We start from the raw sequence: 26,993 nt of genomic DNA, 5'->3' as shown, positions 1-26,993 counted from the left end.
CTCAGCCGAGCTCGTTCAGCTCCCACGATCGGCGACGAGACTGGGCAGCCCACTCCTCGCGCAGCAGCGACATGATCAGGACGTCGTCGTGGTGTCCTTCAGCGAAATGGCGGTGCCGCAGTGTTCCTTCAAGCACGAACCCGGCCTTCTCGTAGGAGCGCCGGGCGCGGGCGTTTGGCGCGTAGACCTGGAGCTCGATTCGCTCGAGACGCAGCTGTCCGAACCCGAAATCGCAGATCGCGTGCAGGGCATCGGTCCCATACCCCTTGTTCCACTCGCTCTTCTCGCCAATGCTGATCCCGAACTCGGCGTTGCCGTTCACCAAGTCCAGGTTGTGGAGGCCGGCGGTGCCGATCGGCTCGTCATCTGCCAGGCGGCAGATGACGAAGTGGTAGGTGCTCTTGCCCTGCTCGGCCACCATTCCCTCGAACCAGTGCTCCTCCATCGGCAGGCTGAACGGGGCGCGGATACTCAGGTAGCGGGTCGTCTCGGCATCTGCGAACCAGCGGACGAATCGGTCCAGGTCGTCGCGCTCGGCGGGACGCAGGTAGACCAGCTCACCGCGGAGGGCGCGAAGGGGTGGATCTGATAGGTGGGAGTCGGTCATGGGGGCATCCGTGCGCTAGGCTTGGCGCCTAGGTTACAAGGAGGGCCCTTTCCGATGACCACCCGCCGCGCGACCGCGTCGTGGAGTGGCGACCTGATGGGCGGCTCCGGCACTGTCACGGCCTACTCCTCGGGCCTCTTCAGCGACCTGCCGGTCAGCTGGGGGTCTCGAACCGAGGAAGTCGACGGCCGGACGTCGCCCGAGGAGCTGCTCGCCGCCGCGCACGCCGCCTGCTATTCCATGGCTTTCTCGAACGGGCTGGCCAAGGCCGGTCACCCACCCGAGCACCTCCACGTCGCTGCCGAGGTCGCGTTCGAAAAGGTTGGCGACGGCTGGAGCGTGACGTCCTCGACCCTCCAGGTGATTGGGCGGGTGTCGGGCATCGACAAGGCGGATTTCGAACGGCTTGCGGAGGAAGCGAAGGACGGCTGCCCGATCAGCCGCGCCCTGAAGGGCAACGTCGAGCTGTCGGTCGACGCCACCCTGGAGGAGCCCGACGAGGGCTGAGCTCCGTGCCTGATGCGCCCACGACGCTCGACCAGGACCGATCAGCGGTCTCTGCTGTCGGCCGTGTCCTGGCGGCGATCAGTGGTTCCACTTTCGAGCTGGAGCCTGCGCTGAATCAACTTGCTGCCGAGGCGGCCAGTCTCTGCCGTGCGGACATGAGCTTCGTATTCCTGCGTGACGGCGACGTCTTTCGCTTCGCCGCCGCCAGTGGTGGTTCCCCCGAGCACTGGGCCTACGAACGAGAGCACCCGGACACGATCGATCGGAGGTCTATCACGGGTCGTGTGGCACTCAGCGGCGAGCCGGTGCACGTCGTGGACATCGCCGCCGATCCGGAGTACGAGGCCGGTGCCTATCGCGTCGGCGGCGTGCGGTCATTGCTTGGCGTCCCGATCCGGTCCGCCGATGGCCTGATCGGGGCTTTCGGATTGGGGCGGAACCGCGTGCAACCCTTCTTGGACGAGGAGATCGAGCTCGTCACTGTTTTCGCCGATCAGGCGGGTGTGGCGATCCGGCTTGCACGCCTGTTGGGTGAGGCTCGGGAGGCAGTGGCGCGCGAGGCGGCGATCGGTGAGGTCCTGCAGTCGATCAACCGCTCCCGATTTGATCTCACCGGAGTACTCCAGACGGTCATCGACAGCGCCGTCCAGATCTGTCGAGCGGACCAGGGAAACATCGTCCGCCAGGACGGTGACGTGTACCGCGTCATTGCCCACTCGGGACTGGTTGCGCCCGAATATCTGGCCATGGTGATGAGCCGCGAGTACCGGCCCGAGCGGGGTTCGTTGATCGGCCGGACCGTGCTCGAGCGCAGGATCGTCCATATCCCCGACGTCCTCGAGGACCCCGAATACCAGCTTCAGGATGTCCAAGCTGCGGCGGGATATCGGACGCTCCTGGGCGTACCGATGCTCCAGGATGGCGTGCCGATCGGCGTGCTGGTCGTCTGGCGCCTGGAAGTGCGTCCTTTCAGCGAGGCGGAGATTCGGCTGTTGGGCACCTTCGCCGAGCAGGCTGCTCTTGCCATTCGCTTGGCCAACGTGCTGGGCGAGACCCACGAGGCACTCGAGCGCGAGTCCGCCGTCGGCCAGGTCCTGGCCGCGATTGCGCGATCGACGTTCGACCTGGACTACGTCCTCCAGACGGTCATCGATAGCGCCACCAGGTTGTCCAACGCAGATGACGGGAACATCGTTCGCGGCGAGGAAGGAGCGTTCGGTTTGTCCGCTACGTTCACCGCGGGCATTCCGGATGCGTTCCGCCAGTTCATCAGCAACCGACGCTTCCAGGCGGAACGCGGGTCAGCCATGGGTCGAGCCCTGTTAGAGATGCGACCAATCCAGATCCTCGACGCCCTGGCCGATCCGGAGTACACCCTGCTCGACGCTCAGAAGATCGCCGGATTCCGGACGATCCTCGGCATCCCCCTCATTCACGACCAAGCCCCGATCGGCGTCCTCTCGGTGTGGCGCTACGAGGTGCGGGCTTTCAGCGACCCGGAGATCAACCTGCTGAGCACCTTCGCCGATCAGGCCGCCATCGCGATCTCCAACGTCCGGCTCTTTGAAACGGTGGAGCGGCAGCGGACCGAGCTGGCGCGGTTCGCGCCACAAGTTGCGGGGCTCTTGTCGAGCCCCGAGGGCGAGGCACTGCTGGCCGGACATCGCCGCGAGATCAGCGCCCTGTTCTGCGACCTGCGGGGCTTCACCCCATTCGCTGAAACGGCCGAGCCGGAGGAGCTGTTCAGCGTGCTGCGCCAGTACCACGCAGCGGTGGGGGAGATCGCGGTGGCCAACGGCGGCACGGTCGAGCACTTCGCCGGCGATGGGCTGATGATCTTCTTCAACGACCCGACCCCGCTGCCCGATCACCAGCTGGCCGCGGTGCGGACCGCGGTCGCCATGCGCGACCGATTCGCAGAACTCGCGGCGGGGTGGCTGAAGCGCGGCTATGAGCTGGGACTCGGGATCGGGATCGGGGTCGGGTACGCAACCCTGGGACGCATCGGCTTCGAAGGCCGCTACGACTACGCCGGCGTCGGAGTGGTGGTCACCCTGGCGTCACGGCTCAGCACCGCGGCGGCGGCCGGCGAGATCCTGGTCAGCCAACGACTGCATGCCATGGTCGAGGACCAGGTCGTGGCCGAGCCGGTCGACGATCTCAGCCTGAAAGGCTTCACCCACGCCATCACCGCCTACCGGGTCACCGGTCTGCGGAACGCGCCGCTGAACTAGACGGCGGCCAGGATCTCCGCGCGGAGGCCCGGGAATCCGGCCAGGAACTCGGCCCGATCCCGCTTCAGTCGCTCTACCCAGCGGCGATATTCATCGGCTCGCCCGGTCCGCTCGTAGAGCAGGCGCGGCTGCAGGAGCTCCGGATCGTCGATTCCGGGCACCGCGGTGGCAACCTGGTACCCGAAGTCCGGGTCCCGCTCCCAGCGGATGGATTCCTCGGCGATGGCCTTGACGATAGCCCCCGAATGCTCGATCTCGAGCTTCTTCGAGCGTGGATCGTCCTCCGGCCCGCCGACGCGCCCGGTGTTCACGAGGTACACGTCGAAGGGGTGCGTGCCCATCAGCTCGAAGAACCGGTTGCCCTGCTGCTCGTCGCGATACGGGTAGAACGGGTTGGTGCCCGGCACCCGGAGCGCCTTGCCCTCCTCGGCCGCGCCGCCGGCCGAGGTTCCCCTCGTCTCACCCAACATGAAATAGGCGGCGGCCTGATCCCGCGAGAGGAGCGCCACGCCCGGGATGACGTTGTCATTTCGGTTCAGGATCAGCAGCTCGTTGACCGGACCGATGTGCCGCGGATCGCGCCAGATGCCGAGCGACGCCATGGGGAAGGTGGCCCGCCCATTCTTGGTGTACGAGGCGTCGAAGAAGTCGACCGGCCCGTCAACCTCCTTCTGGGACACGTTCTCGAGGTAGGCGTCCGGCTTGGTCACCGCGCCGTGGATGGCCGGCTCGTGCCGGGGGTCGAGGCCAAAGGTCTTGGCGAAGCACCCATTCTCGGTACCGATCACTTTGCCGCCCGCGAACAGGCCGATGAAGTCGTCCTGCACCGGTTGCGACCCGTTCTGGCGAGTGAAGGTCGTCGTCGTCTTGCCGGTCCCCGACAGACCGATGATCAGGATCGTCCGCTCCCCCGCATCGGTGGGCACCACCTTGCAGCCGGCGTGCATGGCCAGGCCGCCGGCGGCATACACCTTGGCGTTCCACATCCGGAGGCCGCCCTTCTTTGCCTCCCCGAAGTAGTCCGAGTTCATCACCCGGGTGATGCCCGACTCGACGTCGACTGCGATCAGCCGATCGTCCGAGTAGCCCGCGATGGGCAGGTTGGGGGTGTAGATGACCACGAACTCGGGTACCCACTCCGCGGCGAGCCGATCGGGCGGGAACAGCAGCTGCTGCTGCATGCCAGCGATGTTCGCGTTGGCGGCCTCGATGTACAGGCGGGCTCGCGAGCGGTACTCCGGGTCGTTGCCGATAAAGCCGTCCACCACCACCATCTCGCGGTTCGCGATGTACGCGTCCTGGTGCGCGCCGATCCGTGCCCCTTCGGCACGGTCGATGGTCTGGTCGTCCGTGATGGACGGGTCATCCGTCACCAGGTAGGTGCAGGCCTTCGAACGGCTGACCACTCGGGTCTGGACGTTGTAGTTGCCGAAGGCAGTCCGGCGAGCCTGCGGCATGCGGCTGGTGAGCTCCTGGAGCTCCGCGGGTGTCGGGTCGTAGATAACCGAGCGGGCGGTGGGGAGCCGGGTGCCGTTGGGCCCCGCGGGGGCGTGCGCCGGGTCGGCGACCACGTTCATGCGGCCTGAATTCTCCTGTCGCGGGTTCGGTGGCGGGCGCGATCGCAGGGGCGCCCGACGGTCGTTAACGGCGACATATCGTACCAACTCGAGGCCGCTGTGGCCCGGTCAGTCCAGGGTCAGCTCCCAAAGATTGCCGAACACGCTCGCCCCGGACTTACCCCCGAACAGCAGGACACGACCCCGCACTGGATCGGCGACCAGATCGGCTCCGGACCGTGGCGCAGGCCCGGCCACACCCGGCAGGACCTGGGTGTGCGTACCGTCGTCGGCCAACAGCCATGCGTCCCCCAGGTAGGTGCCGTCAAGGGCCTGGCCGCCGAATACGAGCGTTCCAAGCTCCCAGCGCGCGGCCGCGTAGAGGTTTCGCGCAGATGGCGGGCTCCCATCCTGATCGGGCTCCAGCCACGCGTTGGTCCCGGGGCGGGGGCCAACCGTCAGCTCCCATCGGTCCCCGAGTGAGGTCACCCCGTTCGTCTGGCCCGCATACAAGGTGAATTGGCCGCCTTCAGTCCACCAGCAGGCGTGGAGGCAGCGCTCGATTGGGGCGGCGCCGATGGGTGTCTCATCGGACCATGCGCTGATGGCGAAGTCGTAGGCGCGGGTGTCGGCGAAGCGCGCGCCTTCGCTGGTGAACCCGTGGCTGATCCACAGCCGCCCGTCGGGACCGACCGCCGCGCAGCTCCCGTATCGGGCGACGGGACGATCCCCGGTGTCCGGCAGCTGCTGCCAGCTGTCGGCGACCGGGTCGTAGGCCCACAAGTCGTTGAAGAACGCCTGGTCCTGGCCGGCGAAGATGACGAGCCCGATCCCCGGCACCCAGGCCGCGTTGTGCCCGAAGCGGGCCGGTGGCCCGCCGCTCAGCTGCTGCCACGTGTCGGCGGAGAGGTCGTAGGCCCACAGGTCGCCGTACGAGCCGGGGCCGGTGTCGTCACGACCACCGAACAAGTACGCGTACCGTCCTTCGGCGTCCGCGGTCCAGGTGTGGTCCTCTCGGGGCGCTGGGGTGGACCCGGAGACAGTGAGCTCGCGCCAGCCGACGGGTGCCTGAGTCGGAGCTGGCGACGGCGATGCCGACGCCCGTGCGGTCGGCGAGGCGCTGGGCTCCTCCGACGCGATGGGCGAGGGCGAAGCGACGCAGGCCGTCAGAGCCGTTACGACCAGGGCGACCAGGGTTGCGCTCAGGCAGGACTGCCTCTGCATCGGCCTCCAGCTACCCGTTTCCAAAGAGCGGAATCTTGGCCCCGTTAATGGCGCTCGCGTCTTCGCTGACCAAGTGCCGAATGGTGGCCGAGATCTCCTCCGGCGTCGTCCAGGACGCGGTCTTGGCAGATGGCTCCGCGTCGCGCTCGTGCTCGACGTCGATCGTCCGGGCCAGGACCAGGTTGACCGTCGTCCCGGTGCCTGCCACCTCGCGGGCCAGGGTGCCGAGCAGGGCTTCCTCGGCGGCCTTTCCGATGGCGTACGGCGCCACACCCTTGGTCGGCGTCGAGGCCAGAGGCGAGGAGACGGCCACTATCCGACCCCAACCACCGGCCGCCATGCGCGGAACCACCGCGCGGACCATGTTGAGAGTGGTCCACAGGTGCTGGCTCAGCATGGCCGCCACCTCGGCGTCGCGCATGGCGACCACCGACTCGCCGCCGTGGTAGCCACCCACCAGGTGGATAAGAATCTCCACCTTCCCGAACCTATCGGCGACGGTCGCGACGGCCTTCTCGGCAAGCGCCGGCTTCCTCAAGTCACCCGCAACAGCCATCCAGCGGTCCTCCGCCAGCCGCAGCTCCGCGCCGAGCGCCTGCAACGGACGCAGTCGGGAGCCGACGAGCGCCAGCCGCATGCCCGCCGCCGCAAGGTCGCGGGTGACGAATGGACCCAGCCCTCCGGCCGCCCCGGTGATGATCGCGACCCGCTCAGGCTGCGCCGTCGGCGACCTCCTCGATCTCGGCGATCAGCTCGGGAGTCATGCCCTCCACGATCGGCCGGTCCAGCTGCTCGGAAAGGTGCTCGTAGCCGGACAGGTCGATGTAGTGGCCGGACCGGCTCGCCTTGGTGGACAGGTAGAACACGTTGTGCTCGTTGGGCGGCACGACCAGTGGGATTCTTCCCGTGATCCGGACGCCGTGCTGCTCCAGCCCGGCGATCTTGCGCGGGTTGTTGGTGATGAGCCGGATGGATCGGACCTGCAGCAGGCCGAGCATGTGGGCGGCCACCCCGTAGTCGCGCTCGTCGTCCCGGAACCCGAGCGCCTGGTTGGCCTCGACGGTGTCCAGACCCTGGTCCTGGAGGGCATAGGCGCGAATCTTGTTCGCCAGGCCGATGCCACGCCCCTCCTGGCGGAGGTACAGGACCAGGCCCGACTCCTGACTCCCCATGAAGCGGAGGGAGGCCTCGAGCTGGTCCCGGCAGTCGCACCGCAACGATCCGAATGCATCGCCGGTCAGACACTCCGAATGGATCCGGACCGGGATGTCCTCGCCGTCCCACGGCTTGCCCTTGACCAGGGCCGCGTCCTCCTTGCCGTCGCGATCGTTCCAGAAGGCCATCACCCGGAAGTCGCCGAACCGGGTCGGGAGGTCGGCCACCGCCTCCATCCGCACGCAGACGCGGTCCGGTGGCAGGTCCGGGCACTGGTGGCCGCGGTTCTGCTCGAGAAGCTCCTCGAGGGTCGTGCCGCGGAGCGGCACGGGCCTGCTCCGCCCTGCTCTGTTCGACAAAGTTCCGCGACCATACCCCGATCCCCGACTGGATGCATTTCGAGCTAGGCTTGGCTCCCCCGATGGACAACTTTGCTGACATCCAGCTCGACAGCGACCTGACCGTCATCGGCTCCGGTCACTTCTTCCGAGTGGGCGAGGAGCAGTTCGGAGTGCGGGGGCTGATCGCCATCGAGAGCGTAGGCCCGTACACATCGGTCCAGCGCCTGGGCCCCATGGTCATGGTCCACGACGGGTTCTTTCAGCCCGGGTTTGGGATCGGCCACCACCCGCATCGGACCAATGAGCGCCTGTTCTACATCCTGGCCGGCCGGGTCGAGCACGACGATTCGCTGAACCACATCCGCGGCACCATGGACGAGGGGGATCTCGGCCGGCTGACGGAGGGCGTGCGCGGCATGCTCCACCAGGAATGGAACGGAGCCGACGACCAGGTCACGCGGGCCTTCATCCTGGTCTACCACCCGGACACTCAACCGCCCATCCCGGTGGCCGAGTTCGCCGTCCTGCGGGCGGCGGATCGGGTGCAGGTGCCGGAGGCGCCGGGCGTCGAGACCCTCGAGCTGGTCGGACCGATGTCGCCCTTCCGCGTCAACCATTCGGGCCTGCGCCGCTACGCGGACACGACCCTGACCGAAGGCGCCGCCGTCGATGTCACACCGGAGCCGGACCACGGCCTCCTGCTGTACCCGATAGCAGGGACCCTCCGCGTCATGCGGGACGGCAGGGACGAGGTTGTGCTCAGCGCGAGTGGATCGATCCATCCGGAGGGACCGGCCAACCTGGCCGTTGTCTGGAGCAGCGACAAGGGGCGGGCCCGGCTGCAGGCCGTCGACGGATCGGCACGCGTCCTGCGGATTGAATTCGACCGCAGTGGCGACGATCTGGTGCTCGGGCAGTCGTATCTGGGTTAGCGCAGAAGCCGTGCACCCGGCCGATTCGCGACCGATACTGACCCCGCCATGAGCATGTTCCGCAAGGCGATCGAGGAAGCCGAAAAGGCCGCCCAACAGGTCGGCCAGAAGATCCAGGATCCGGCCACCCAGGCCCAGGCGCGCCGGTTCGCGGGTCGGGCAAAACGCGGCCTGACCACGATTGTCGAGAGGATCGATCCGGGCCTGCTGGCGGACATCGTTATCAAGGCCACCGCCCTCCAGGAAAAGGCCAACGCCGCGCTGCGGACCAAGCGCTCGCCGTACCGAATCGGCGAGGTGGTAATCTCCGCTGCCATCCCGCCCCAGGTCAGCTTCGCGATCGTTCGTATCGACGACGTCGAGGAGGAGATCAGCGGCGACGTCCGCGAGTCGTCCGAGCTGGTTCAGCCCAGCGCCGGCGAGGAGGGTGTCGTCCTGGCTCTCGACGGGTCTACTCCGCCGGTCGATGAGATCGGCGAGCCGGGGGAGGGCGACACCTAGAAGGCCGTTCTCGCCGGCTGCATCAGCGGTAGTGGCGGTCGAGCTCCGAGTGATATTTCCGGCCGAGCGCATCAGCGTGGGCGCTCGCCCATGTGCCGAGGTCGATGGTCCCCTGCGGCGGCTGGTCGGAGACGAGCAGGCTCGCGGTCAGCTCGGTCACCTCGTCGCGGGTCAGCATGACGTCCCGTACCAGGAGCCCCAGGACGCGGCTGGCGGCAAGGGACAGGGGCGACTGGGCGTGAACCAGCCAGGCCCGGCTGCGGACGGCGTCGGCCAAGATACGGACGAACTGGTTGAAGGTGAGGAGGTCCGGGCCGGCGGCATCGGTCACCAGGTCCACTGAGGACTGGCCGGCTTCGACGGCAATCCGAGCCACGTCGTCCACGTGCACGGGTTGGAGCCGGTACCGCCCATCGCCCCCAATGACGAAGAAGGGGAATCGCCGCAGGACCCAGCACAGGTTGTTGACCAGGATGTCGCCGCTGCCGAAGGTCAGCGTGGGTCGCACGATCGCGTACGACAGCCCTGACGCGCGCACGTCGGCCTCCAGCCGCGCCTTGGCCCTGAAGTACGCGGTCGGCGCTGTTTCCGACGCGTTCACGACGCTGACGTGAACGACGCGCCGCACGCCGGCGCGGCGAGCCGCGTCCAGGAGCCGCCGCGTACGCTGGATAGCCAGCTCGAAGGTCATCTCCCCGCGCGCAAAGCGGATCCAATGGGTGTTGTACAGGGTGTCCACCCCGCGGAGCGCTTCCACCAAGGCAGCCGGGTCGTCGAGCGTGACGATCGCCGTCCGGATCCGGCTGTCCGCGTCCGGAGCGCCATGGCGGCGCACCAGCGTCACCACGTCGCGCCCTTCGCTGAGCAGGCGCCCGGCGATGGCCCGGCCGGTGAAGCTGAACGCGCCCGTTACCGCGTCAAGCATGGGCCACCACCCTACACTGCGTGTCCCATCCAGAAACGCGCGCGGAGGACCATCCAGTGTCAGACGAGAAGGCGGCCGGGACGAAGGACGACCCGTGGGTCCTGAAGACGCCACCCGGCACGTCCGAGTACCGGATGTGGCGCGACGAAGCCGCCGATCCGCCGGCCTTGGTGTGCCAGGTCGGCTCGACCCAGCTCAAGTACCATCTGCGCGCCATCGAGGACCTGCACGCCGCGCTCAAGAAGCACGGCGACTGGATCCCGCTCGGCGCCGCCGACGAGCAGAAGCCGGCGGCTGACGGGACCGTCGAGGCCTGGGGCCGCTCAGCCAGCAACCCGGTGGGCGGCTGGTACGGGCTCCGCAAGGGCTACCGTGGCCGATTCGGGATGTACCTCCCCCCCCTGCTCGAGGCGCTGGACCTCGCGGAGCTCACCCACGACGCCAAGAACAACCGGATGCGCGCCCGCTAGCCGGCTGCCACTCCGCCTAGCCGCCGACCTAGCCGCCGGCCCGGGCGACCCGCCGTTCGGTCGACTCGGCGACCCGCGCCTCGAACCTCCGAGCCGAAACCTCGAGCGCGTCGAGGTGTTCCTGGAGACGCTGCCGGGCCTCCTCGGCCGCAGCGTTGAGACCTTCCAGCTCGAAGATCCTCCAATGTCGAAGGATCGGCACGAGGACGTCGTCGCGATGGCCCCGGAGGTCGTAGATGCCGGCCCTGGCCATGAGGGCCGCCTTGCGCACGAACCCCGCGATGCCCGCGCCGGGCATCTGGAAATCGATGGCCTCGTCGACGATAGCCTGCACCGCGGCGGACGGCTCGATCTCGAGTGCGGCGGTCATGATGTCGCGGTAGAAGACCGCGTGCAGGTTCTCATCGGCCGCGATCCGGATCATGATCCGATCGGCGACCGGGTCGTCCGAGTACTTGCCCGTGTTGCGATGCGTATTCCGCGTGGCCAGCTCCTGGAACGTGACGTAGGCGAGCCCGTGGAGCAGGCCGGGCCGCTTGGGGTCGTATCCCCGCTGGAGCTGCGCCATCCGGCCGCGCTCGAGGAGCACCGGGTCGATATTCCTGGTCACCGTCAGGTAATCCCGGAGGACGATCGCATGGCGTCCCTCCTCCGCGGTCCATCGTCCGACCCAGTTGATCCACCCTCCGTCGCCCGGGCCGAACATCCCATGGATGAGGCGGTGATACGAGGGGAGGTTGTCCTCGGTCAGAAGACCGACCTCGAAGGCCGTTTGGGCGACGCCGGTCAACCGCGGCTGGTCCGGGGTCCAGGGCTCCTTATCGAAATCTCGGCCGAGGCGGTACGGGATGTAGTCGTGCGGAAACCACTCCTGGGCCACCTTGAGGTGCCGGTCGTACAACCGGGCGGCCTCCGGTTCCAGAGTCAGGAGCAGCGCGCGCTCTTCGGCGGATGGGGGCATGCGACTCTCGGTGCAGAACAGGGACGTGGAGCGGGAGACGGGGCTCGAACCCGCGACATCCTGCTTGGGAAGCAGACACTCTACCGGCTGAGTTACTCCCGCCCGGTGTTGCGCTTGAGGCGCCCGCGAATCCTACCTAGTGGACAGCGGCGGTGTCGAGCGCGCGAACCCGCTTGGCCAGCGTCTCGAGGACCTGCATCTTCAGTCCGGGGAACTCGTCCATCAGACTGTGAAAGTCGCGACGGCCCAGCACCAACAGTCGGCACGGGGTTACGCAGGTCGCAGTCGCCGTTCGCGGCCCGCCGGCGACGAGCGCGATCTCCCCGAAGAACTCGCCCGGCCCGCTGTCGGCGATGAGCGCGCCGTCCCGTTCGACCCGGACTTGGCCAGTCACGACGATGAACAATTCGTGGGCGGTGTCCCCCTGCCTGAAAAGGACCCGACCGGCGGGCAGGTCGACTTCCTCGACCAGCATCCCTAGCCGCTCGACCGACCGCGCGTCGCACAGGGCGAACAGCGGGACTGTCTTCAGCAGCTTCAGCTTCTCGTCGGTGGCCACAGCGCCGTGTCTCCCTCTGGACCGATTTCACCCGCAGCATAGCAATCGAGGAGCGTGAATCGAACCCCTCCCCGAACCCGGCCAGTATGTTTGCTGGGATGACGCGATACCGTTCACGTGTGCGCCTCGCGGGTGGCCTGCTGGCAGCACTCCTGCTGGTTTCTGCCTGCCAGGCCGATACCGCCTCGCCGCGCCCCAGCCCCTCGTCGGGCGGTTCGCCGTCGGCGAGCCCCGGCGAACCCGCCGCCGACCTGACGATCAGTGAAGCGCTCCGAGCCGCCGTCGAGCCGGCGGGCATTCGGCAGCACCTCGACGAGCTGCTCGAAATCGCCGAAGCGAATGACGGAATTCGCGCCGCCGGCACAGCGGGCTACGTCGAGTCCGTGTCGTACGTAGCGGACGAGCTGCGCGCCGCGGGCTACGCGGTGACCGTGGATGAGTTCACGTTCCCGTTCTTCATCGAGACGGCCCCCGCCAAGCTCACCGCCAACGACCAGACGTTCGTTGGCCCCCACCACCTCCACGCGCTGATCTTCTCCGCCTCGGGCGACATCACGGCCCCGGTCGTGGCTGTGGCCGTCAGCGATGACGGCCAGCCCATCGGCTCCGGAGGATGTGATTCCGACGACTGGGTCGACTTCCCCGCCGGCGCCATAGCTGTGGTCGGCGCAGGGCCGTGCGGCCGGCGGCAGATGGTGGACCACGCTCAGACCGCGGACGCCGCGGCGCTGATCATGAGCTCACCGGCGTATGAACCGGGCAGCCTGCGGCGCCCAACCCTGCTGAGGCCGGACGGAATCCATATCCCGGCGGTATACGCCTCCGGTCCCGCCGGAGCCGCCCTCCGGCGGGCCGCGGCCCAGGGCTCATCGGTCCATCTGTCGGTTCTAACGCTGATCGAAGACCGCGTCACCGCGAACGTCATCGCCGAACGCGGGGGCATCGGTGCCGGCAGCGTCGCGGACGAGGTGGTGATGGTGGGCGGCCACCTTGACTCGGTGCTCGACGGCCCTGGCATCAACGACAACGGCTCGGGCACCATGACCATCCTCGAGATGGCCCAGCAACTGGCCGAGCTGGAGCCGACCCCTCGCACCGTGCGGTTCGCCTTCTGGAGCGGCGAAGAGCTCGGCCTGTACGGGTCGCGCGACTGGGTTGGTCGCCAGTCGGACGACCAGCTGCACGCCATCGTCGCGTACCTGAACCTCGACATGCTCGGCTCGTCGAACTACGGCCGGTTCGTCTACGCCCCTGCGGGCATCGCCGATTCGGAGGAGATCACAGCCGCCTTCGGTGCCTATTTCGACACCGTTGGCCTTGCGTACGAGACCCTGGACCTGGGCGGCGGCTCGGACCACGCCCCATTCGACGACGCGCTGGTCCCCAACGGCGGGCTCTTCAGCGGCGCGTCCGAGCTGAAGTCCGACGCGCAGGCGGAGCTCTTCGGGGGCGAGGCAGGTGAACCGATGTCGCCGTGCTACCACCTCGCGTGCGACACGATGGATGAGATCAACGACGCCGCGCTGGACGAGATGTCCGACGCGGCCGCCCACGTCCTAATGTTGCTGCTGACCGGTTACCCGACGGACTCCGACTAGAGCGCGGCGAGCGCCTCTTCCAACCGATCCGTGGCTTGGGCCGGAGTGGTGTCAGAGCTGAACCAGATGGGTTCGCCGTAGATGACGTCCACGTCGCCCCGCCAGGCAGCTCCGTTGAGCGGGGTCCTGGCGGATGCCGCCCCCCAGGCGGCCTCCAGGCGGCTCATCCGGTTGATGCGCAGCTTGATGGGCACCACAGCAGTTGCACCCTCAACCGCGACCAGTCCGGTACCGGCCAGGAACGGCTGCATCGGCCCCCCAACGGTCAGCTTGCCCTCAGGGTAGATGAGGATGCTGAAGCGACGATCCAGCCGGGCCCCGAGCAGCTCCAGGCTGCGCCGCACGCCGCCCTCACGGGCGATGGGAAAGGCGTTGGCCAGCATCCCGCCGGCGAGGGCCATAGCCGGGTTGCTCCACACCCGCTCCGCGGACGCGGCCACCGAGAGGCGCCAGCGCCATGCGAACGGCAGCGACGACATGACGATCTGGTTGTCGGTGTGAAGACAGTGGTTGGAGGCGAAGATGACCGGGCCCTCCAGCCCCACCAGATTCTCCTGGCCGCGGATGCCGATCCGATAGAACAGGTTGAGGACAGGCGCCGTGATCAGCTCCTGGACGGCCATCCCCAGCGCCCGGGGCAGCGGATTGAGCGGCCAACCCAGGATTCCCGTGTCGTGGGGCAGCTCGCGGGAGGCGTCGACGAGGGCCGCGATCTGGCCCACGGTGGCCTCCGGATCCAGGGCCGAATCGTCCACGAAGACCCCGAGCTCCTCCTCGATGACTCCCAGCAGCTCAACCCGCTGGAGAGAGTCCATGTTCAGGTCCGATGACAGTCGGGCGGTCGGCAGAACGGCTTCAGGCGGAACCTCGGCGATGGAGGCCACCAGCGGGATCAGGGTCCCGAGCGTCCCCTCCGCCAGTGTCGGAGCGCCTGCCGGCGGCTGATCGGCTCCGGCACCGGAATCAGCGACCGCCACGCCCGGCACGCCCGCAGCGGCAGCGGCATCGGCCTCCAATCGGGCAATGACCTCCCGTTTCTTCACTTTCAACGTGTGCGTCCGCGGGAAGTCGTCATCGGCCCATAACGAGTGCGAGCGGATCTGCTGATGCGCGCCCAGCTTGGCATTGGCGTCGCGGACGACCGCCTCGACCAGCTCCGGCTCCTCGCTGTCGTCGATCAGGAATACGGCGTGGATCTTCAGGTTGGGGCCGATCGGAAAGCCGACCACGGTGGCGTCCTGGATCCGCTCGTCCCTGGCCAGGACCGCTTCGATGTCCTCCGGGTACACCTTCGTTCCGTCAGGCATAGCCAGCATGTCCTTCTTCCGGCCGCGCAGGGTAAGGAACCCCTCCGGGCTGATCTCGCCGATGTCCCCGGTGTGGTACCAGCCCTGCGCGTCGATCGCCTCGGCGGTCTTCTCCGGGTCCTCCCAGTACCCGGCAAAGACGTTCGGCCCGCGGACCAGAACCTCGCCGTCACCGGCGATCTCCATCTCGACCCCGGGGATGACCTCGCCCACGCTTCCAATCCGGTTTCGCTCCTTCCGGGTGAAGCTGACCAACGGCCCCAGCTCGGTGGCGCCATAGCCCTGGAGGACGTCGAGGCCCATGTCCGCCCATCGACGACCCAGGTCGGGGTCCATGGCCGCCCCACCGATGCCGATGGTGTGGAGCCGCCCGCCAAAGCTGCGCAGCACCGGTCGGAAGAGCAGCCGCTTGACGAAGCGCGGCACATGCGCCGCCCAGCGGTGGAGCTTCTCGAAGGTCGCGCGCTTCCCGCCCTGGTCCACCTTGCGCTCGATCGCGTTGTCCAGCAGCTTCAGGCCCTGCGGGACGATGAGCAGGATGCTCACCTTGAAGTCGCGGAACGTCCGGAGCAGGACCGACGGCTGGCGGCTGACCGGATACACGATGCTGGCCCCGGCGTGCATGGGTGCCAGGAAACCGGGCGACTGCTCGAACATGTGCGACAGCGGCAGGACCGAGAGCATCCGCTCCTTGGGCCCGAGCGGGAAGACCTTGAGCAGGGCCTGCGCATTGCTGGCGATATTGCGGTGGGTGAGCATGGCCCCCTTCGGCTCACCGGTGGTGCCTGACGTGAAGACCACCTCGACCAGGTCGTCAGGACCGATGTCGGCGGCCGGCAACGGCTCGGCCCGCCGGGCCAGGTCTGGAACCCGTTCGATGAGGAGCACGGGCAACCCCAGGCCGGCCGCCTGGGCCGCGGTCTGAGCCGATGCCAGGACCAGGCTGGCACGCGTCTTGGCGGCCACCTTGGCGGCGAAGTCGGGCGCGCTCCGCACGTCGAGCGGGACGAGAACGATTCCCGCGTGCACGGCGCCCAGGAAGCTGATACCCCACTCGGGGCGGTTCACGGCCCAGATGATGGCCCGATCGCCCGGCTGAAGGCCTTGGTCGCGCAGGACGCGGCCCACGCGCGGCAAGAGCCGGCCCAGGTCTCGGTAGCGCGTGACGCGCGTCCGGAAGCCCGGTCGGATGAGGAGGAACGGCTTGCGGTCGAACCGCCTGACCGAATCCTGGACGAGTTCGAGAACGGTCTCCATCGTCACTCCAGGTCAGCCCGATCGGCCGGTGGCGGCCTGGCGGGCGAGTCCCGCCAGCGCGGCCGAGGCGCCCTCACGCATCGGCCGGTAGTGGCTAAAGGCAATGATATCCACGTCCAGGTGGACCAGGCGTTGAACCGATGCGCGAGCCTGGGCGTGGTCGTGGCTGAAGATCGGGCTGGCGAAGGCCAGCTTCCCGAAGCGGACCTGGAGCACATCGCCCGTGAACAGGATCCGCGGTCCCCGCGCATACAGGCACACGCTGCCCGGCGTGTGGCCCGGGGTGTGGATCACTTCCAGGCCCCCCAGGACGGGGAGCACGTCCCCGTCGCCCAGGGGCGCCGCCGCTCCCGGATGGGGCGTCACGTACTGGAGCAGATGGCCGAGCCGAGTGCCGCCCTGGGGGGCAGCCAGCGCCTCTCGCAGGGTGAGGCTCACGCCCTCCAGGTCGGCGGGATGGACGAAGACCTCGATCCGGTCCTCGTCCAGCAGTTCACGGACGCCGCCCACGTGATCGGGATGGCCATGGGTGCAGATGATCCGATCCAGCTCGTCGATCGAGCGGTCGATCTGGCGGAGGTAGCGCAGGAGGAGTGGTCGCGAGCCGGCCAGCCCGGCATCGATCACGGTCAGCCGCTTCTCGGCGATCAGGAACGCGTTCGCGCCCAGCAGCTGGACGGAGTGGACGTGAGGGGCGATTTCCATCGGACTGCCGATTGTAATGACGGTGCGCGCCTGCACCGCGAATTGGGTGGTGCTAGGTGCTCGCCACCAGGCGACGATAGGAGTCCATGCGGGCAGGGCTGATCGCCCCGCTCGCGGCGGCGGCGGTGATCGCGCACCCCGGCTCGGGGCCGTGGGAGCAGTCCGCGAAACGGCAGTTCCCGAGGTGGGGGCGGAGTTCCGGGTAGCACCACGCCAGCTCGTCGGGCGGGATCTGCCACAACCCCATCTGCCGCAGTCCGGGCGAGTCGGCCACGTGCCCGCCCATCGGTCCATCCACGGGCAGCAGCTCGGCCAGGGTCGTGGTGTGGCGTCCCTTGTGGAGCGCCTCGCTGATCGGCCCGGTGGCAAGGTTGAGGCCGGGATGGACGGCGTTGAGGAGGGTGCTCTTGCCCACGCCCGAAGGACCGGCCACCAGGCTGATGCGGCCGGCCAGGCGCTCACGGAGCTCCGCAACGCCCTGCCCGGTTCGGGCACTGGCGTACAGCACCGGGTAGCCGATGCGCTCGTACGCCCCGAACACGGCCTCCGCGGCCTGCGGTCCGCAGAGGTCGAGCTTGTTGGCCACGATGAGAGTCTCAACTTGGTTGTGCTCGGCAATGACCAGGAAACGGTCGAGCATGCGCACATGGGGGACCGGATCGGCGCACGCGAATACGACGACCAGCTGGTCCAGGTTGGCGACCATCAGGTCTTCCTTCCAGGCGCCCCGGCCACCGGGCTGGCGACGCGAGAACCGGCTCCGCCGGGGGCCGACCCCTTCGATCAGGCCTTCGGCCTCGCCGAGGGGCGTCAGCGTCACCCGGTCGCCAATGACTACCAGGTCCTCGGACTGGCGCTCACGCTTCAGGCGGCCGCGGAGCTGGCACTCGTAGGTGCCGGATTCGGTTGTCACGGTGTAGAACCCGCTGCGCGCGCGCAGCACGGTCCCGCTGAGGGTGGAAACGGACAAGGGTGCGACTCCTTCGAGTGGGGAAAGTCCACGAGGAGCGCGCCCGCGGGTACGAGGAGCGGCCGGCGGCCGGATCAGGCCGGGAATGTCGCTCCGGGCAGGCGCGAGCGCGACCGGTCGAGGACAACGGGCGTCGTCATCGGTGCGTCTCCTTTTCGCCTGCGAGTGATGAGGCTCCCGACGGTATCGGTCGGGGCGTCCGGTGTCAACGCGGCCGGCCGGGGCCATCGGTCCGGTTGACCGATCTCGGCCCAGGGAGGATGATGCTCGCATCCCCGACTGAATGAGTCGGATTAGGCATGAATCGGGAGTCACATGACCCTTCCCAACCCCACTCCGAACCCCGCTCTGACCCAGGTCCCCGCCGGCTACAAGTACGGCTGGCACGACTCGGAGATGAAGCCCCTGCACGTCATGAAGAAGGGGCTTAGCGCCGCGGTTGTGGAGGAGATCAGTCGCATCAAGGGCGAGCCGCAGTGGATGACCGACAACCGGCTCAAGGCGTATCGGCATTTCGAAAAGCGGCCCATGCCGACCTGGGGCGGGGACATGAGCGAGATCGATTTTCAGGACATCTACTACTACGTGACGGCCACCGACAAGGCGGTCCAGTCCTGGGACGACGTGCCCGACTACATCCGGCGCACGTACGACCGGCTGGGCATCCCCGAGGCCGAGAAGAAGTACCTGGCCGGGGTGGGCGGGCAGTACGACTCTGAAGTCGTCTACCACAACATCCGCGCCGACCTGGAAAAACTGGGTGTCATCTTCCTGGGGACCGATGAGGCCCTGATCAAGTACCCCGAGATGTTCAGGGAGTACTTCGGCACGGTCATCCCCGCCAACGACAACAAGCTCGCTGCCCTGAACACCGCCGTGTGGTCAGGCGGGAGCTTCATCTACGTGCCGCCGGGCGTCCACGTCGAGCTGCCGCTGCAGGCCTACTTCCGGATCAACACCGAGAACATGGGCCAGTTCGAGCGGACCCTGATCATTGCCGACGAGGGATCGAGCGTGCACTACGTCGAGGGTTGCACGGCCCCGTCCTTCACGACCGCCAGCCTCCACTCGGCGGTGGTCGAGATCATCGTCAAGAAGGGCGCCCGGGTGCGCTACACGACCATCCAGAACTGGAGCCACAACGTCTACAACCTGGTCACCAAGCGGGCCGTGGCCTACGAGGACTCCGTGATGGAGTGGGTTGACGGCAACCTGGGATCCCACCTGACGATGAAGTACCCAAGCATCTATCTCCTCGGTGAGCGGGCCCATGGAGAGGTCCTGAGCATCGCCTTCGCCGGGAGCGGCCAGCACCAGGACGCGGGCGGCAAGGTCATCCATGCCGCTCCCAACACCACCAGCCTGATCACCTCCAAGAGCATCAGCATGGGGACCGGCCGGACCAGCTACCGGGGCCTGATCAAGGTCTACCCCGGCTCCAAGCGGTCGAAGTCCACGGTCCGCTGCGATGCCCTGATCCTTTCCGACGAGGCCCGCTCCGACACGTACCCGTACATGGAGATCGACGAGGAGGACGTCACCATCGGGCATGAGGCGAGCGTCTCAAAGGTCGGCTCCGAGCAGCTCTTCTACCTGATGAGCCGCGGCATGAACGAGGCCGAGGCGAGCGCCATGATCGTCAACGGCTTCATCGAGCCGATCGTCAAGGAGCTGCCGATGGAGTACGCCGTCGAGATGAATCGCCTCATCCAGCTCCAGATGGAGGGCGCGGTCGGCTAGACCGATTTCGCCCATGAACCGATGACAACTGGCGCTCAGACCGCCACTCCGGTCCGCCTCTCCCCGGCAGCCTTCGACCCGTCGGCCATTGCGGCGTTGTCGAGCGCGCGCGGCGAACCCGATTGGCTGGGCGCCGAGCGTCTGACGCGCGCGGAGCGCTACCGCGCCACGCCCTGGCCGAGCGGCAGCGAGGAGGAGTGGCGCCGCACGTCGCTGGCCAGCCTCCCGATCGATGCGCCGCTCGACGAGACGGCCACCACCGAGGTCTCCGGCCTCGACCCGGATGCCGCCGCTCGCGGCGTCATCTTCACGCCCCTGGCCGAGGCGGTGGCCAGCCACCCCGAACTGGTGCGCCCGTATCTCACCGACGACACGCCCGGTCCGGCGACGCATGCCACGTTCTGGGAGCTGGCCCGGGCGGCCTGGACCACCGGGACGTTCCTGTACGTCCCGCCGCAGGTGACGGTCGAGCTGGTCCTCCGGGCTCGAACGGTTCAGTCGCGGGCGGACGCGGCCGCATTCCCCGTCACCCTGGTGGTCGCCGGGGAGGACTCGCAGGTCACTTTGCTCGAGGAGTTCGCCTCTCCCGACGGCGGTGCCGGGTGGTTCGGCGGAACGGTGAACGTTCGAGCCGAGCGGGGGTCCCGGGTGCGCTACGCGAGTCTCCAGCTGCTCGGCGACGGCGCCTGGCGCGTGTCAGCGCAGCGGGTGGTGGTGGGCGCCGATGCACAGGTGACGACCCTCAACGCGGAGATCGGCTCACGCGTGACCAAGCTCGGGGTCGAGGTCCTGATGGCCGGCAAGGGCGGCACCAGCAAGCTTCTCGGCGTGCTGGCGGCCGGCGACGACCAGAAGATCGACATCAACTCGATTCAGGACCTGCTGGCCAGCCACACCACTTCGGACCTGCTGTACCTGTCCGCCCTCTACGACCAGGCCCATTCCGCGTTCTACGGCCTGACCCGGGTACGGCCGGAGGCCAAGCAGACCAGCTCCTACCAGGAATGCCGAAACCTCCTGCTCTCCCCGAACGCGGGCGCAGAGCCGATCCCGGTCCTCGAAATCGAGACCAATGACATCCTGCGCTGCGGCCATGGCGCCACGGCGGGGGCCATCGACCCGATCCAGATGTTCTACGCCCAGACCCGCGGCCTGACCGCCGACGAGGCAGAGCGGATGATCGTGCGCGGCTTCTTCGAGCGGGCGGTGGCCGACATCGGCTCCGAGCCCATCCGTGCCCGAGTCCTGGCCGCGCTGGCGACGCGCATCGGTCAGGAGGCGGCATGAGCATCATGACGACCCGCGGGTTCGCCACCGGCCTGCACGCTGCCGACGTCACCCCGGGGACGGTGGTGACCGTGGTGGTGCAGGGCGTGCCGCTGTGCGTGGGGCAGACCACCGACGGGCGGTGGGGCGCGATCGACGATGTGTGTACACACGATGAAGGCGACCTGGGCGAGGGGGAGCTGGACGGCGATGCGGTCGAATGCCCGCGCCACGGCGGTCGCTTCGACCTGTTCAGTGGCCGGGTCCTGGCCCTGCCGCCCGTGATCCCGGTCCGGGCGTACCCTGTGCAGGTCGAGGATGACGAGGTCCTGGTCGAACTGCCATGAGAGACCGGTCATGAAGATCAGCACTCGATCCGAATACGGCATCCGCGTCCTGCTGGCGTTGGCCCGGGCCGAGGGGCAGGAGCCGGTCTCGCTCACCAGCGTGGCGCGCAGCGAACGGCTGCCGCACGCCTACCTCGAGCAGCTGGTGGCCGACCTGCGACGCGCCGGACTGGTGACTGCCACGCGCGGCCAGGCGGGCGGCTATCGGCTGGCCCGACCGCCGGACCAGATCAGCCTGGCCACCGCGATTCGGACCCTGGACGGTCCGTTGCTGGAGATGCCGTGTGCCGGGGTCAACAGCGGCGAGCAGTGCGACCGCGAGCCTTGCTCAGTCCACGAGGCCTATGAGCGCCTGTTCGCCTCGATCGATGCCACGCTGGGTGCGACCACACTCGCCGAGCTGGCCGCGCGGGCCGAGTCCGCCGGCGGCCCGCCCTACTCGCCCGACGTACGCCGCCGGATCCGTGCGGTCGCGGAAGCCACCGCCCACGCCCAGATCGTGAACGGAGCCTCATGACCGACCAGCTGGTGATCACCGACCTCCAGGTCAGCGCCGGGAAGCGGAAGATCCTGCGCGGCCTGTCGCTGACGGTGGCCCAGGGCGAGGTTCACGCCCTGATGGGCCCCAACGGCTCGGGCAAGACGAGCCTGGCCTATGCCTTGCTCGGCCACCCGGACTACAAGGTCGACGCGGGTGACATCACCTGGCAGGGAGTGAGCCTGCTCAAGCTGTCCCCGGACAAGCGGGCGCGGGCCGGGCTGTTCCTCGCATTCCAGTACCCGAGCGCCGTCCCGGGCGTCACGGTGGCCAGCTTCCTGCGCAACATCTACAACGCGGTCCACCACCCGCGCCAGCCGGACGCCGACGGCGACGGGGCGGCGGCGACGAAGTACACCGGAATCCCGCTGGCCAAGTTCCGGCGCCTGATGGAGGAGAAGATGGCGCTCCTCAACATGGATCCGGGGTTCGCCACCCGCTACGTGAACGACGGGTTCTCGGGCGGCGAGAAGAAGCGGCTCGAGATGCTCCAGATGGCCGTCCAGTCACCAAAGATGGCGATCCTGGACGAAACCGATTCGGGTCTCGACATCGACGCCCTGCGCAACGTGGCGGAGGGGATCAACGCCACCCTCTCCCCGGAGATGGGGGTCCTCATGATCACCCACTATCAGCGCATGCTGAACTACGTGAAGCCTGACCGGGTCCACGTCCTGCTGGACGGGCGGGTGGTGATGTCGGGCGGCGAGGAGCTCTCGCATCAGCTCGAGGCCAACGGCTACGACTGGGTCCGCGAGCAGGTCGGCCTGCCGGCGGACGTGGGCGACGAGGCCGCCGAGGCCGCCGAGCCGGTGGCGGAAACAGCGAAGTAGACCGATGACCGTTCGCGCCGAGCCCCAGGCCATCCCCGGCGCCTTCAGCGGGACCGCTCGGCGCGCCGATTTCCCGGTCTTCGAGCGACCGACCTCGACCGGCAACCGGCTGGTGTACCTCGACGCGGCCGCCTCGGCCCCCAAGCCGCGGGTCGTGATCGAGGCCATGGGGGACGCCTACGGCCACCACTACGCCAACGTTCACCGCGGCATCTACGAGCTCAGCGAGGACGCCACTCAGCGCTTCGAGGCCGCCCGCCGCAAGGTGGCCGCCTTCCTGAACGCGCCGTCCGAGCGCGAGATCGTGTTCGTGCGCAACGCGACCGAGGCCATCAACCTGGTTGCCTACTCGTGGGGCCGGACCAACCTGCGCGCCGGCGACACGATGGTCACCACCCAGATGGAACACCACGCCAACATCGTTCCGTGGCAGCAGCTGACCCAAGAGGTCGGTGCCGATCTGCGGTACGTGGCCATCACCGACGACGGACGCCTGGACCTCGAGGATCTGGACCGCCTCCTGGCCGCCCGTCCCAAGCTGGTGGCGGTGGCCGCGGTCAGCAACGCGCTGGGGACGATCAACCCGGTCCGCGACATCACCCAACGGGCGCATGCCGCGGGCGCGCTGGTCCTCGTCGACGCGGCCCAGGCCGCGCCTCACATGCCCATCGACGTTCAGGCCATCGGCTGCGACTTCCTCGCCATCAGCGGCCACAAGATGCTGGGGCCGTCGGGGATCGGCGCGCTGTGGGCCCGGCGCGATCTGCTGGAGGCCATGCCGCCCTTCATGACCGGCGGCAACATGATCATCCGGGTCACCATGGAGGGCGCCGAGTGGAACGAGGTGCCCCAGAAGTTCGAGGCCGGCACCCCGGCCATCGTGGAGGCCATCGGCCTGGGGGCCGCCATCGATTACCTGACCGAAATCGGTATGCCGAACGTCCGTGAGCATGAGCGTTACCTGTTCGAGCATGCCTGGGCCGCTCTGGCGGAGATCCCCGATGTCCGCCGATTCGGCCCCGACGATCCGGACATTCACGCCGGGGTCATCAGCTTCGTCCTGGACGCCGTTCATCCCCACGACATGGCGACCATCCTCGACCACCACGGGGTGGCGGTGCGGGCGGGGCACCACTGCGCCCAGCCGGTCATGCAGCGCTACGACATCCCGGCCACCACCCGGGCCAGCTTCTACGTCTACAACGACCTCGACGACGTCGAGGCCTTGGCCGATGCGGTTCGCGCGGCGGTGACCCTGTTCGCGGGCTGATGGACAACCTGTACCGCGACTTCATCCTGGAGCACTACCGGAACCCCCACAACCAGGGGGTTCTCGATCCTCACGACCTCCACTTTGCCGATTCGAACCCCACCTGTGGGGACGAGCTGTCCATGACCCTGCGCCTGGACGGGGGCCGGGCGCAGATCGAGGAAGTCGCGTTCGAGGGACGCGGGTGCGCCATCAGCCAGGCGTCGGCCTCGATCCTGACCGATACGCTGCGCGGGATGACCCTCGACGCGGTGCGGGCCATCGATCCGAAGGCAGTCCTCGACGACCTGGGCGTGCCCATCGGCCCCGCACGGCTGAAGTGCGCCCTGCTCGGGTACAAGGTCCTCCAGGGCGCCGTGGCCGGGGAGTCGGTGGACTGGCCCGCGGAGGCGGAGGCGGTCTGATGGCGGAGCCCGGGTCGGTGCTGGAGATCTCGGTCGCCGATGCGCTGCGGATCAGCGGGGAGCGGCGGATCATCGACGTTCGCGAGCTGGTCGAATGGAAGGAGGGGCACATTCCCGAGGCCACCCTCGTACCGCTCGCCGACCTGGCGGGCCGGATCGAAGAGGTGGTGCCGGACAAGGCCACCCCACTCCTGGTCCACTGCGCGGTCGGGGCCCGCTCACGGCGCGCGGCCCTGTACCTGTCCCAGGTGGGCTACACCGACGTGGTCAACCTCCAGGGCCGCCTGGCCGAATGGAAGGCGCTCGGCGGCGCCTGGGAAGTCCCCACCCCGATCCTGTCCGAGGCGGAGCGGCGGCGCTACAGCCGGCAGGTCCTGATCCCCGAAATCGGCCAGGAAGGCCAGCGCCGGCTGTTGGACGCCCGCGTCCTCCTCATCGGGGCCGGTGGCCTCGGGTCGCCGGCCGCGCTGTACCTGGCCGCGGCCGGAGTCGGCACGCTGGGGATCGTGGATGACGACGTGGTCGACGAATCGAACCTCCAGCGCCAGGTCCTGCACACCGCGGACCGAGTGGGGATGCCCAAGACCGAGAGCGCCGAGATGACGCTGACGGCTCTCAATCCCGATGTCAGCGTGGTTCGCCACCAGGAGCGCCTGGGCGCCGCCAACGTCGAGCGGCTGGTTGGCGAGTACGACGTCATCGTGGACGGCACGGACAACTTCGAGACCCGTTACCTGCTCAACGATGTATCGGTCGCGCTTCGCAAGCCCGTCGTCCACGGCTCGATCTACCGCTGGGATGGCCAGGTGACGACCTTTGTGCCCTTCGCGGGGCCGTGCTACCGCTGCCTGTACCCCACTCAGCCGCCCGAGGAGCTGGCTCCTGCCTGTGCGGTGGCGGGGGTGCTGGGCGTTCTGCCGGGGATCATCGGACTCCTCCAGGCCAATGAGACGGTCAAGCTGGTGCTGGGAGTGGGGGAGTCCCTGGCCGGACGCATGCTCCTCTTCGACGCCATGACAACCTCCTTCGACGAGATCCGGCTGTGGCGCGACCCGGCATGCCCCGCCTGCGGGGACGCGGTCGCCCAGCCGCAACCGGTCGCCGCCGCCGCGGCCCAGGCCGTTGCCGCCTCGTGAGCCGAGTCCGCATCCCGCCTGTCCTGCGCGAGACGGTGGGCGGCGCCCGCGAGCTGGAGGCGGCCGGCACCACGGTGCTCGAGGTGCTTGACGACCTGTTTGCGAACCACCCGAACCTCCGTGAACGGGTGACCACCGACGGCAAGCTGTCGCCTTTCGTCAACGTGTACGTCAACGGTCGCGACGTTCGGTACACCACCGGCCTTGCCACGCCGGTCAGGCCGGACGACCAGGTGATCATGCTGCCCGCCATGGCCGGAGGGTCAAGCTAGACCGATGATCCTCGGCGACATCGTCGCCGCCATCGGCCACACGCCGATGGTCGAGCTGCGGCGGATGGCGCCGCATCCCGGCGTGCGGCTGTTCGCCAAGATCGAAGGTGCCAACCCGACCGGATCGGTCAAGGACCGGATCGCGCGCTCCATGCTGGCCGACGCGGTCGCGTCGGGGGCGCTGCAGCCGGCGCAGACCATCCTCGAGCCGTCGAGCGGCAACACGGGCATCAGCCTGGCCATGATCGGGTCGCTGATGGGCCATCCGGTGCGGATCGTGATGCCGGACAACACCACCCCCGAGCGGGAGCAGCTGCTGCGCCTGTTCGGAGCCGAGATCGTGTTCTCGCCAGGAGCCGAGGGATCGAACGGCGCAATCCGGATGGCGCATGGCCTTGCCAAGGAGGATCCGTCGGTCTACATGCCGTTCCAGTACGGCAATCAGGCCAACCCGCGCGCCCACGAGGAGGAAACCGGCCCGGAGATCCTCACGGCCGTGCCCGAAGTAGATGTCTTCGTGGCGGGGCTGGGGACGGGCGGGACGCTGACCGGGGTGGGGCGCGCGCTGAAGGCGGCGCGACCGGGCGTGCGGGTCGTGGCCGCGGAGCCGCTCCCCGGGGAGCAGGTGCAGGGACTCCGCTCCCTGGACGAGGGATTCGTGCCCCCGGTCCTGGACCAGTCGGTCCTCGATGACCGCTACCTGGTCAGCAACCGCGAGTCGGTCGTCGGAGTGCGGCGCTTGATCGCCGAAGAAGGCATCTTCGCCGGACTGTCATCCGGGGCCGCGCTGGCCGTCGCGCTCCGGGTCGCAGCCGAAATGGATCGAGGGTCGATCGTCGTGCTGCTGGCCGACGACGGCTCGAAGTACCTGTCAGCCGGGCTGTGGGATCGCGACCTCGACACGCTCGAGACCGAGATGGAGGGCTCCGTCCTGTGGTGAGCGAGCCGACCGACGGTGCGCTCATCCTCTCGACCGCCCTGGCCGACGAGCTGCTGGCCCACGCCGCGGCCGAGGCGCCGAACGAGGCGTGCGGCATCCTGGCCGGATCCCTGGCCGACGGGCGGGCGACCGCCTACCATCCTGCCCGCAACGCCGAGGCGTCACCGTTCGTCTACACCGTCCACCCCGACGACCTGGTCCGCATCGTGCTGGGCATCGAGGATGCCGGCCAGGACCTCGTGGCCATCTTCCATTCCCACACCCAGTCTCCGGCCGTCCCATCGCCCACCGACCGCCGCCAGGCGATGTACCCCGACGCGTTCTACCTGCTGGCCAGCATGTTGGATCCCGACGTCGTACCGATGCAGGCGCTCCGCGCCTGGCGTATCCGCGACGGCGAGGCCACCGAAGCGCCGCTCAGGATCGGGTAGAGCGGGC

At 68.4% G+C, this 26,993-nt stretch carries 28 protein-coding genes and 1 tRNA gene; 17 read left to right on the top strand and 12 right to left on the bottom strand.

The genetic code is table 11. The features are described 5' to 3' along the window. Position 1 precedes the first annotated feature (1 nt). Positions 2-607, bottom strand: coding sequence for a GNAT family protein (locus AABM41_01990; protein MEK6191078.1), 606 nt, complete (start codon positions 605-607; stop codon positions 2-4). A gap of 54 nt (positions 608-661) precedes the next feature. Here AABM41_01990 and AABM41_01985 point away from each other — a divergent pair, with 54 nt between their 5' ends. Both AABM41_01985 and AABM41_01980 read left to right on the top strand, forming a co-directional pair. Beyond that, positions 662-1,114: an OsmC family peroxiredoxin gene (locus AABM41_01985; protein MEK6191077.1), complete on the top strand. Its 453-nt coding sequence runs from the start codon at positions 662-664 to the stop codon at positions 1,112-1,114. A 5-nt stretch (positions 1,115-1,119) separates the two neighbouring features. Further along, entirely contained in the window at positions 1,120-3,348 is a 2,229-nt protein-coding gene (locus AABM41_01980; protein ID MEK6191076.1) for an adenylate/guanylate cyclase domain-containing protein, read from the top strand. Here the strand turns inward: AABM41_01980 and AABM41_01975 are convergent. The 4 genes from AABM41_01975 to ribA form a co-directional block, all read right to left on the bottom strand. Next, the gene (locus AABM41_01975; GenBank protein ID MEK6191075.1) at positions 3,345-4,925 is read right to left on the bottom strand and encodes a phosphoenolpyruvate carboxykinase; all 1,581 of its coding nucleotides are present in this window, start codon (positions 4,923-4,925) and stop codon (positions 3,345-3,347) included. The two genes, AABM41_01980 and AABM41_01975, sit on opposite strands and share 4 nt — an antisense overlap. Before the next feature lie 108 nt (positions 4,926-5,033). Next, positions 5,034-6,128 (bottom strand): kelch repeat-containing protein, encoded by a 1,095-nt coding sequence (locus tag AABM41_01970; GenBank protein ID MEK6191074.1) that lies wholly within the window; start codon positions 6,126-6,128, stop codon positions 5,034-5,036. Between the two features lie 10 nt (positions 6,129-6,138). After that, positions 6,139-6,825: an SDR family oxidoreductase gene (locus AABM41_01965; protein MEK6191073.1), complete on the bottom strand. Its 687-nt coding sequence runs from the start codon at positions 6,823-6,825 to the stop codon at positions 6,139-6,141. Positions 6,826-6,838: 13 nt separating this feature from the next. Beyond that, positions 6,839-7,612, bottom strand: a complete 774-nt coding sequence (gene ribA / locus AABM41_01960; GenBank protein ID MEK6191072.1) for a GTP cyclohydrolase II — start codon at positions 7,610-7,612, stop codon at positions 6,839-6,841. 92 nt (positions 7,613-7,704) lie between these two features. Here ribA and AABM41_01955 point away from each other — a divergent pair, with 92 nt between their 5' ends. Then, a complete protein-coding gene (locus AABM41_01955; protein MEK6191071.1) occupies positions 7,705-8,556 on the top strand; it encodes a pirin family protein in 852 nt (283 codons plus the stop codon). Between the two features lie 48 nt (positions 8,557-8,604). Then, complete coding sequence (locus tag AABM41_01950) at positions 8,605-9,057, top strand: hypothetical protein (protein MEK6191070.1); 453 nt, start codon at positions 8,605-8,607, stop codon at positions 9,055-9,057. 22 nt (positions 9,058-9,079) lie between these two features. Here the strand turns inward: AABM41_01950 and AABM41_01945 are convergent, their stop codons facing one another. Continuing rightward, on the bottom strand, positions 9,080-9,982 hold the full coding sequence (locus AABM41_01945) for an NAD(P)H-binding protein (GenBank protein ID MEK6191069.1): 903 nt from the start codon (positions 9,980-9,982) through the stop codon (positions 9,080-9,082). A gap of 56 nt (positions 9,983-10,038) precedes the next feature. Between AABM41_01945 and AABM41_01940 the strand changes: the two genes are divergently transcribed. Next, on the top strand, positions 10,039-10,452 hold the full coding sequence (locus AABM41_01940) for a DUF6855 family protein (GenBank protein MEK6191068.1): 414 nt from the start codon (positions 10,039-10,041) through the stop codon (positions 10,450-10,452). 28 nt (positions 10,453-10,480) lie between these two features. On the opposite strand, the gene AABM41_01935 is transcribed toward AABM41_01940, so the two are convergent. From AABM41_01935 to AABM41_01925, 3 genes are all read right to left on the bottom strand, one after another. After that, on the bottom strand, positions 10,481-11,413 hold the full coding sequence (locus AABM41_01935) for an acyl-ACP desaturase (GenBank protein ID MEK6191067.1): 933 nt from the start codon (positions 11,411-11,413) through the stop codon (positions 10,481-10,483). A gap of 26 nt (positions 11,414-11,439) precedes the next feature. Continuing rightward, positions 11,440-11,515, bottom strand: a tRNA-Gly gene (locus AABM41_01930). A gap of 34 nt (positions 11,516-11,549) precedes the next feature. After that, on the bottom strand, positions 11,550-11,972 hold the full coding sequence (locus AABM41_01925) for a cyclic nucleotide-binding domain-containing protein (protein ID MEK6191066.1): 423 nt from the start codon (positions 11,970-11,972) through the stop codon (positions 11,550-11,552). Positions 11,973-12,070: 98 nt separating this feature from the next. Here AABM41_01925 and AABM41_01920 point away from each other — a divergent pair, with 98 nt between their 5' ends. Next, positions 12,071-13,570 carry a M20/M25/M40 family metallo-hydrolase gene (locus AABM41_01920; GenBank protein MEK6191065.1) on the top strand — a complete coding sequence of 500 codons (1,500 nt, stop codon included), beginning with the start codon at positions 12,071-12,073 and terminating at the stop codon, positions 13,568-13,570. Here AABM41_01920 and AABM41_01915 read toward each other — a convergent pair. The 3 genes from AABM41_01915 to rsgA are packed head-to-tail and all read right to left on the bottom strand — an operon-like array spanning position 13,567 to position 17,809. Further along, on the bottom strand, positions 13,567-16,134 hold the full coding sequence (locus AABM41_01915; GenBank protein MEK6191064.1) for an AMP-binding protein: 2,568 nt from the start codon (positions 16,132-16,134) through the stop codon (positions 13,567-13,569). The two genes, AABM41_01920 and AABM41_01915, sit on opposite strands and share 4 nt — an antisense overlap. Before the next feature lie 12 nt (positions 16,135-16,146). Continuing rightward, on the bottom strand, positions 16,147-16,839 hold the full coding sequence (locus AABM41_01910) for an MBL fold metallo-hydrolase (protein MEK6191063.1): 693 nt from the start codon (positions 16,837-16,839) through the stop codon (positions 16,147-16,149). A 52-nt stretch (positions 16,840-16,891) separates the two neighbouring features. Continuing rightward, the gene (gene rsgA / locus AABM41_01905; GenBank protein MEK6191062.1) at positions 16,892-17,809 is read right to left on the bottom strand and encodes a ribosome small subunit-dependent GTPase A; all 918 of its coding nucleotides are present in this window, start codon (positions 17,807-17,809) and stop codon (positions 16,892-16,894) included. A gap of 315 nt (positions 17,810-18,124) precedes the next feature. On the opposite strand from rsgA, the gene sufB reads away from it, so the two are divergent. Genes sufB through AABM41_01850 form a run of 11 tightly spaced genes read left to right on the top strand, consistent with a single transcriptional unit; the run spans position 18,125 to position 26,986 of the window. Further along, positions 18,125-19,549 carry a Fe-S cluster assembly protein SufB gene (sufB, locus tag AABM41_01900; GenBank protein MEK6191061.1) on the top strand — a complete coding sequence of 475 codons (1,425 nt, stop codon included), beginning with the start codon at positions 18,125-18,127 and terminating at the stop codon, positions 19,547-19,549. A 21-nt stretch (positions 19,550-19,570) separates the two neighbouring features. Further along, positions 19,571-20,836, top strand: a complete 1,266-nt coding sequence (locus AABM41_01895; protein ID MEK6191060.1) for a SufD family Fe-S cluster assembly protein — start codon at positions 19,571-19,573, stop codon at positions 20,834-20,836. Next, positions 20,833-21,162, top strand: a complete 330-nt coding sequence (locus AABM41_01890; protein MEK6191059.1) for a Rieske 2Fe-2S domain-containing protein — start codon at positions 20,833-20,835, stop codon at positions 21,160-21,162. Before AABM41_01895 ends, AABM41_01890 begins: the two co-directional genes overlap by 4 nt. A 10-nt stretch (positions 21,163-21,172) precedes the next feature. After that, positions 21,173-21,679, top strand: a complete 507-nt coding sequence (locus AABM41_01885; protein ID MEK6191058.1) for an Rrf2 family transcriptional regulator — start codon at positions 21,173-21,175, stop codon at positions 21,677-21,679. Continuing rightward, complete coding sequence (gene sufC, locus AABM41_01880; GenBank protein ID MEK6191057.1) at positions 21,676-22,533, top strand: Fe-S cluster assembly ATPase SufC; 858 nt, start codon at positions 21,676-21,678, stop codon at positions 22,531-22,533. The genes AABM41_01885 and sufC overlap by 4 nt, the downstream gene beginning before the upstream one ends. 4 nt (positions 22,534-22,537) lie before the next feature. After that, entirely contained in the window at positions 22,538-23,803 is a 1,266-nt protein-coding gene (locus AABM41_01875; protein ID MEK6191056.1) for a SufS family cysteine desulfurase, read from the top strand. After that, entirely contained in the window at positions 23,803-24,207 is a 405-nt protein-coding gene (sufU, locus tag AABM41_01870) for a Fe-S cluster assembly sulfur transfer protein SufU (GenBank protein ID MEK6191055.1), read from the top strand. Before AABM41_01875 ends, sufU begins: the two co-directional genes overlap by 1 nt. Beyond that, the gene (moeB, locus tag AABM41_01865; protein ID MEK6191054.1) at positions 24,207-25,343 is read left to right on the top strand and encodes a molybdopterin-synthase adenylyltransferase MoeB; all 1,137 of its coding nucleotides are present in this window, start codon (positions 24,207-24,209) and stop codon (positions 25,341-25,343) included. Before sufU ends, moeB begins: the two co-directional genes overlap by 1 nt. Next, positions 25,340-25,615: a ubiquitin-like small modifier protein 1 gene (locus tag AABM41_01860; protein MEK6191053.1), complete on the top strand. Its 276-nt coding sequence runs from the start codon at positions 25,340-25,342 to the stop codon at positions 25,613-25,615. The genes moeB and AABM41_01860 overlap by 4 nt, the downstream gene beginning before the upstream one ends. 4 nt (positions 25,616-25,619) lie before the next feature. Next, positions 25,620-26,555: a cysteine synthase family protein gene (locus AABM41_01855; protein ID MEK6191052.1), complete on the top strand. Its 936-nt coding sequence runs from the start codon at positions 25,620-25,622 to the stop codon at positions 26,553-26,555. Continuing rightward, positions 26,552-26,986 carry a M67 family metallopeptidase gene (locus tag AABM41_01850; protein MEK6191051.1) on the top strand — a complete coding sequence of 145 codons (435 nt, stop codon included), beginning with the start codon at positions 26,552-26,554 and terminating at the stop codon, positions 26,984-26,986. Before AABM41_01855 ends, AABM41_01850 begins: the two co-directional genes overlap by 4 nt. Positions 26,987-26,993: the final 7 nt, after the last annotated feature.

This window comes from Chloroflexota bacterium, assembly GCA_038040195.1.
Lineage (GTDB): Bacteria > Chloroflexota > Limnocylindria > QHBO01 > QHBO01 > DASTEQ01.
The sequence above is the reverse complement of the archived record's forward strand: the minus strand, read 5'-3'. Positions and strand labels throughout refer to the sequence as shown.

Coding starts and splice junctions, on each gene's coding strand:
- AABM41_01950 (MEK6191070.1), top strand. CDS start 8,605: ATGAGCATGTTCCGCAAGGCGATCGAGGAAGCCGAAAAGGCCGCCCAA.
- AABM41_01855 (MEK6191052.1), top strand. CDS start 25,620: ATGATCCTCGGCGACATCGTCGCCGCCATCGGCCACACGCCGATGGTC.
- AABM41_01875 (MEK6191056.1), top strand. CDS start 22,538: ATGACCGTTCGCGCCGAGCCCCAGGCCATCCCCGGCGCCTTCAGCGGG.
- AABM41_01920 (MEK6191065.1), top strand. CDS start 12,071: ATGACGCGATACCGTTCACGTGTGCGCCTCGCGGGTGGCCTGCTGGCA.
- AABM41_01955 (MEK6191071.1), top strand. CDS start 7,705: ATGGACAACTTTGCTGACATCCAGCTCGACAGCGACCTGACCGTCATC.
- AABM41_01885 (MEK6191058.1), top strand. CDS start 21,173: ATGAAGATCAGCACTCGATCCGAATACGGCATCCGCGTCCTGCTGGCG.
- AABM41_01915 (MEK6191064.1), bottom strand. CDS start 16,134: ATGGAGACCGTTCTCGAACTCGTCCAGGATTCGGTCAGGCGGTTCGAC.
- AABM41_01895 (MEK6191060.1), top strand. CDS start 19,571: ATGACAACTGGCGCTCAGACCGCCACTCCGGTCCGCCTCTCCCCGGCA.
- AABM41_01890 (MEK6191059.1), top strand. CDS start 20,833: ATGAGCATCATGACGACCCGCGGGTTCGCCACCGGCCTGCACGCTGCC.
- sufB (MEK6191061.1), top strand. CDS start 18,125: ATGACCCTTCCCAACCCCACTCCGAACCCCGCTCTGACCCAGGTCCCC.
- sufU (MEK6191055.1), top strand. CDS start 23,803: ATGGACAACCTGTACCGCGACTTCATCCTGGAGCACTACCGGAACCCC.
- AABM41_01970 (MEK6191074.1), bottom strand. CDS start 6,128: ATGCAGAGGCAGTCCTGCCTGAGCGCAACCCTGGTCGCCCTGGTCGTA.
- AABM41_01975 (MEK6191075.1), bottom strand. CDS start 4,925: ATGAACGTGGTCGCCGACCCGGCGCACGCCCCCGCGGGGCCCAACGGC.
- moeB (MEK6191054.1), top strand. CDS start 24,207: ATGGCGGAGCCCGGGTCGGTGCTGGAGATCTCGGTCGCCGATGCGCTG.
- AABM41_01985 (MEK6191077.1), top strand. CDS start 662: ATGACCACCCGCCGCGCGACCGCGTCGTGGAGTGGCGACCTGATGGGC.
- AABM41_01910 (MEK6191063.1), bottom strand. CDS start 16,839: ATGGAAATCGCCCCTCACGTCCACTCCGTCCAGCTGCTGGGCGCGAAC.
- AABM41_01990 (MEK6191078.1), bottom strand. CDS start 607: ATGACCGACTCCCACCTATCAGATCCACCCCTTCGCGCCCTCCGCGGT.
- sufC (MEK6191057.1), top strand. CDS start 21,676: ATGACCGACCAGCTGGTGATCACCGACCTCCAGGTCAGCGCCGGGAAG.
- AABM41_01935 (MEK6191067.1), bottom strand. CDS start 11,413: ATGCCCCCATCCGCCGAAGAGCGCGCGCTGCTCCTGACTCTGGAACCG.
- AABM41_01945 (MEK6191069.1), bottom strand. CDS start 9,982: ATGCTTGACGCGGTAACGGGCGCGTTCAGCTTCACCGGCCGGGCCATC.